This is a genomic window from Candidatus Competibacter denitrificans Run_A_D11 (assembly GCF_001051235.1).
Taxonomy (GTDB): domain Bacteria; phylum Pseudomonadota; class Gammaproteobacteria; order Competibacterales; family Competibacteraceae; genus Competibacter_A; species Competibacter_A denitrificans.
The window spans coordinates 1-5,533 of sequence record NZ_CBTJ020000066.1 but is presented as its reverse complement, the minus strand read 5'-3'; the positions used below and the strand labels follow the sequence as shown (position 1 = coordinate 5,533).

4 protein-coding genes and 1 riboswitch are annotated in these 5,533 nt (G+C 47.6%); all 4 genes read left to right on the top strand.

What is annotated here, in order from left to right:
* The first annotated feature begins 258 nt into the window (after positions 1–258).
* A riboswitch (cyclic di-GMP riboswitch) is annotated at positions 259–349 on the top strand.
* An 88-nt stretch (positions 350–437) separates the two neighbouring features.
* On the top strand, positions 438–2,420 hold the full coding sequence (locus tag BN873_RS21195; protein ID WP_048674335.1) for a PKD domain-containing protein: 1,983 nt from the start codon (positions 438–440) through the stop codon (positions 2,418–2,420).
* A 47-nt stretch (positions 2,421–2,467) separates the two neighbouring features.
* Complete coding sequence (locus tag BN873_RS12950) at positions 2,468–3,685, top strand: right-handed parallel beta-helix repeat-containing protein (protein ID WP_048674334.1); 1,218 nt, start codon at positions 2,468–2,470, stop codon at positions 3,683–3,685.
* Positions 3,686–3,737: 52 nt separating this feature from the next.
* Positions 3,738–5,195, top strand: coding sequence for a hypothetical protein (locus tag BN873_RS20130; RefSeq protein WP_139031722.1), 1,458 nt, complete (start codon positions 3,738–3,740; stop codon positions 5,193–5,195).
* A gap of 157 nt (positions 5,196–5,352) precedes the next feature.
* On the top strand, positions 5,353–5,533 hold a 181-nt coding region (locus BN873_RS21370; RefSeq protein ID WP_374727164.1), incomplete at its 3' end, for an IS4/Tn5 family transposase DNA-binding protein.

Genomic DNA, 5,533 nt, shown 5'->3' with positions numbered 1-5,533 from the left:
CTATCAGAAACTGGATGTAGTCTTCATCTGTGACTTTCGGTGGGTTCATAACCTTCCTTATCGCTCTTTATCAACCAACTGCGTAACTCCTAAATATAAAAAATATGTCAATAAAAATATAATTAAAGTCATAATTTGACCGATTAATCGGGCCAATTTGGCATTATTTGAAAATTTTTTGTTACATTGTAACTATTGTAAAAATTAAATAGCCAAAATGGCTTGATATCGATTTTTATATTGGATATAGTAGTACCCGCTTGATAATGGCAAACCTACCGAAAGGTAGCGGCGCAAAACTACTGGCCTAACCTCCATACAAACGGAGCACGGTCGCAGGGTCGCCAAGCGAACGAGATAGTTCCTCATGGATGAGAGAGTTCTTCCAGGAAGATGCCGCGTTCGTGCGGCATAAATAAACCTAGGAGAACTAAAACATGCCTACCACAGCCTCGAAGTTCAATTCGCTCAAACCCCTCTCACGCCTGTTAGGATGGTTGAGTGTTCTAATCGCCTGCTTCGCAACGAATGCGTTCGCTGGACAGGTTAATCTCGGTTGGAATGCCAGCACCGGATCGGTATCTGGCTATCGGGTCTACTACGGAACTGCTAGTGGGAACTACACTTCGCAGATCGACGCTGGGGCCGCAACCACCGCAACGGTAGCTAGCCTCGCTGATGGCGCAACCTATTATTTCGCGGTCAAAGCGTATGATGGGGCGAAGAACGAGAGCGGCTTTTCCAACGAAGTCAGCCAGACTGTGGCCGGCACCAACTCCACCACTTCGACCAGTTCAACAACTGCCGCGCCTGTCTCTAGCTTCACCGCTACACCGACTTCAGGCGTAGCGCCGCTGCTTGTAACGTTGACTGATACCTCGACCGGGACGGTTTCTGAGCGAGTCTGGGATTTCGGTGATGGTACGACCAGCACCTCGCAAAGCACGATGAAAACCTATAATACTGCTGGGGTTTACACTGCTAAATTGACAGTCAAGAATGCCGGCGGCACCAGTACGGTTTCTCAAACAATCTCAGTCACTGCCGCTGTGCCCACCGCGAGTTTCACCGCGACCCCCACTAGCGGAACAGTACCGCTGACTGTACAAGTTGCCGATAGCTCGACCAACGCCACAGGCTGGAACTGGAATTTTGGCGATGGCACAACCAGCAACTTACAAATCCCACCAGCGCATGTCTACAAGACAGCGGGTAACTATACTGTTAGTCTTACGGTCAGCGGCCCAGGTGGCACAAGTACTGCCAAAACTATTAGCATTACTGCTAAAGCTGCTGCGACTGCAACTTTACCAAGCCCATGGGTGGATAAAGACATCGGTAACGTAGTTATCGCTGGCAGCGCTGGTTACAGCAATGGCACGTACACGTTGAAGGGTGCTGGTGTGGATATTTGGGAGACCGCAGACAGCTTCAACTTTGCCTATCAGCCTCTGAATGGAGACGGCACCATCGTGGCGCGGGTTGCCAACTTAACCAACACCAATAGCTGGGCCAAAGCGGGAGTCATGATTCGCGAAAGTCTAGACGCCAATTCACGCCATGCTATGGTGGTACTGACCCCAGGCAATGGCGTGGCTTTCCAGTACCGGGCTACGGTTGGAGGAAGCAGCAGCAACATCAATGTCAGCGCCTTAAAAGCACCCTACTGGGTCAAGCTGACACGGGCTGGAACTACCTTCACTGCATATCAGTCTGCAAATGGCAGCACATGGACAAAAGTAGGCTCTGTCACCATGAACCTCTCAGCTAATACCTATGTCGGATTGGCAATCACTAGCCATAATACAGCGGCAATTGCTAATGCAACTTTCGATAATGTTAGCTTAAGTGTAGGTGGTATAGGTACCGGTGCCTTGCCGAGTCCGTGGCTCAATACTGATGTTGGTACTGTAGCTCTTACTGGCAGCGCTGGTTACAGCAATGGCACGTACACGTTGAAGGGTGCTGGTGTGGATATTTGGGAGACCGCAGACAGCTTCAACTTTGCCTATCAGCCTCTGAATGGAGACGGCACCATCGTGGCGCGGGTTGCCAACTTAACCAACACCAATAGCTGGGCCAAAGCGGGAGTCATGATTCGCGAAAGTCTAGACGCCAATTCACGCCATGCTATGGTGGTACTGACCCCAGGCAATGGCGTGGCTTTCCAGTACCGGGCTACGGTTGGAGGAAGCAGCAGCAACATCAATGTCAGCGCCTTAAAAGCACCCTACTGGGTCAAGCTGACACGGGCTGGAACTACCTTCACTGCATATCAGTCTGCAAATGGCAGCACATGGACAAAAGTAGGCTCTGTCACCATGAACCTCTCAGCTAATACCTATGTCGGATTGGCGGTCACAAGTCACAACAATACCGTTCTCGCAACCGCCAGCTTCGACAACGTGGCCTTTAAATAAACCCAGCAACGAGGCCCGCTATTTGCGGGCCTCGGTTTGAGAAAAACATGAATTTCAAGCTAGTTCCTGTAGCTTGTCTGGGAATCCTAACCGGGACGACGGGCACGGCTCAAGCCGGAACAGTTACTGTCGCCACCGCAGCCGAATTGCAAAGCGCTGTAGCAACCGCCAATAATTTAGGCGGAAACACGAAAATTGTGGTGCGGGATGGCACTTACACTTTAAACGATACGCTGTACGTCAACGTACCGAACGTAGCTATCGTCGGCCAGTCTAGTGACCGGACGAAGGTTATTATCCAAGGTGATGCGATGAGTAGCACCGCAAAAGTGGGGAATGTGATCCGAGTCGCGGCAAGTAATTTTCAATTAAGCAATGTTACGCTGCAAAAGAGCAGGTGGCATCTGATCCAAATCGCAGGTGAAACTAATGCGGATGGATTGATTATCAAGAATTGTATTTTACGTGATGCCTACCAACAGCTCTTAAAAGTAAGCTATGATCCAACCAACCCAAGCGCAACATCGAATAATGGTTTAGTAGAAAACTGCATCTTTGAATATAGCGCTAGTGTCGGTCCACAGTACTATATCGGTGGTATTGACGCCCACGGCGCCAAGGATTGGGTAGTCCGAAATAATACATTTCAGAATATTATCAGTCCAAATAATACGGTTGCCGAATTCGCCGTTCATTTTTGGGATCCACCATCTAGTAATCATATCGTAGAAAGAAACTTAATTCTAAATTGTGACCGTGGGATTGGCTTTGGAATGGACGGTCATGGTAATATGGGTGGCATCATTCGTAACAATATGATCTATCATGCTTCCAATAAAGGTTTCTATGCGGATACCAGTATCGCTTTAATTGAAAGCCCTGATACTCAAGTGTACAACAACACGATTTTCATGGAGAACGATTTTCCATCAGCGATTGAATATCGCTTTACCTCAACTCAAAATGTGTTAATAGCTAATAATCTGACCAACAAACCTATTCTGAGCCGAGATGGGGCGACCGGCACAGTCACAAGGAATGTCACTCACGCTTCTGATGCCTGGTTTGTAAATGTTCTTATTGGGAATTTACATTTGGCGTCGGCTATTAGATCAGTAGTTGATTTGGGGCTACCAGTTTCTGGATTGCGAAACGACTTCGACAACGAAAGTCGTTCCCAGTATACAGGGATTGATATTGGAGCAGATGAGTTTTCCTCAATCACAAATCTCACTTTGCCGATGGCCTCGTATATTGCAGATTAATTTCTAATCTCTTTTACACCCTCTGATATCGTATTAACAAAAGGGTCAACACATGAGAAACAAATTCTTATTATCGCTAGTTTCTGTGATGCTGTTATCAGCTCATTATGATAATGCAGTTGCAGAACGACTCAATCCTGAAGATATTACCTATCTAGGAGCATTTAAGCCTCCTCTAACCGATTTCTATCAAGGTATGGGAGCCATAGGTGCAACCATGTCAATTACATTTAGGCCTGATGGCAATCCAAGCGGTTGTTCTGGCTGTCTTCCAGGGAGCTTGATTATTAGCCATCGAGGAAAAGTGGCTGAACTCACCATTCCAACGCCTGTGAAAAGCTCTAATTATGATGACTTAAAAACTGTAACTGAGTTAAAAGCTATAAGCGGCTTCGGTACGTACTGCTCATCGGGTCCTTGTGACAGGCTTGGCGGTGTTTATTATATTGGCGCTAGGGCTGGCCAATCAGCCAAGCTTTATTATGGTACATATATTTATTATAATGTAGCAGCTTCAGATAATCCAACTGTCGGATACTCAAATAGCGTTGATATTTTAAACCCCAGTTATCAAGGAACCTGGCACGTAGGACCTCCAGCCAATGGCAACGTAGATTCATGGTCACATGGTAATAAGCATGGTGAATATTTTTTTGCTGCTCCACAAGCTTGGGCGGACCAATATACAGGCGGTCGTTCAATAATTGAGGGGCGACTTTATGGAGGGACTGGATGTTGTGGTGGCTCAATGGGGCCAGCGTTAACAGCGATTGGTCCTTGGATTGACGGGCCTCCGGCTCAAGGAGCCAATATATCAGGGGTTCCCTTAATATATTTTAATAGTGGGACAAGCCATATTGGAAATGATAAGAGCTGGATGGATTTTCGTTATGGAGGTGATCCAGGCTATAGTTATTATTCTGTGGGAGATGCTTTAAATGGCGGAGCATGGGTTGAACGTGGTGGAAAAAAAGCGATTATTTTGTTCGGTCGGCATGGTACTTATAATGGTATTCCTACCTGCCCTATAACCGACCACGATAATGGGTGCCACGGTGCAATTGATACTAATACCATCCCCTTCTGCTATGGTGGTGGTGGAACCGATTGTCCATGGGGAATTGCTGCCATTCAAGATAAAGGTTATCATGCTGGGCCTTATGAACCCCGCTTCACTTTTATCGACCCAGACGAATTGGCGCAGGTAGCGCAAGGTACTAGAGCGCCAAACTCAATTGATTCTTATGCTTTCTATAATCCAAAAAAAGATTGGCCGTGGCAGGATCCTGACGGAGCGATGTCTATAACTGGTGGTGCTTTTGATGAGGCCAATGGTTATTTATATGTAGTGCAGAGCAACGGTTGGATACTCGGTCGGAATATGGTTTGGCCTATCATCCATGTCTATAAAGTCAATAGTAGCAGCAATAATAGCAGCGATAGTCCAAATACCACTCCGCTTAGTAATCCTCCTAATTTACGGATTATTACTAGCCCTACTGCGAGCTAATTGGTTGTTAAGCGGGTGGCAGATCACTATCCGCTACTTGCTTGGCGCGAAGTGCCTCACAACCCAACCGATTCCCCACAATTCCAAGGTACTGTAGTATATGCAAGTATTTGAGGAATAGGGATGAGTTGGGTTTGTGAAGAACTGGGGGTGAGAGTTGGGGGATGTCCGGCGGAGGACGCGATTGATCCGGCTGGTAGACGCGCTCTCGGCGCATCCGAGTGGAAGTATTCCGGTGGTGAGTGGGGGCTTTGCCCAGACGAAGGCGGCCTACCGGTTACTGGAGAACCCGGCGTTGGACTGGCGGGAGATTTTAGAGGTGCATACGCAGCGGACGG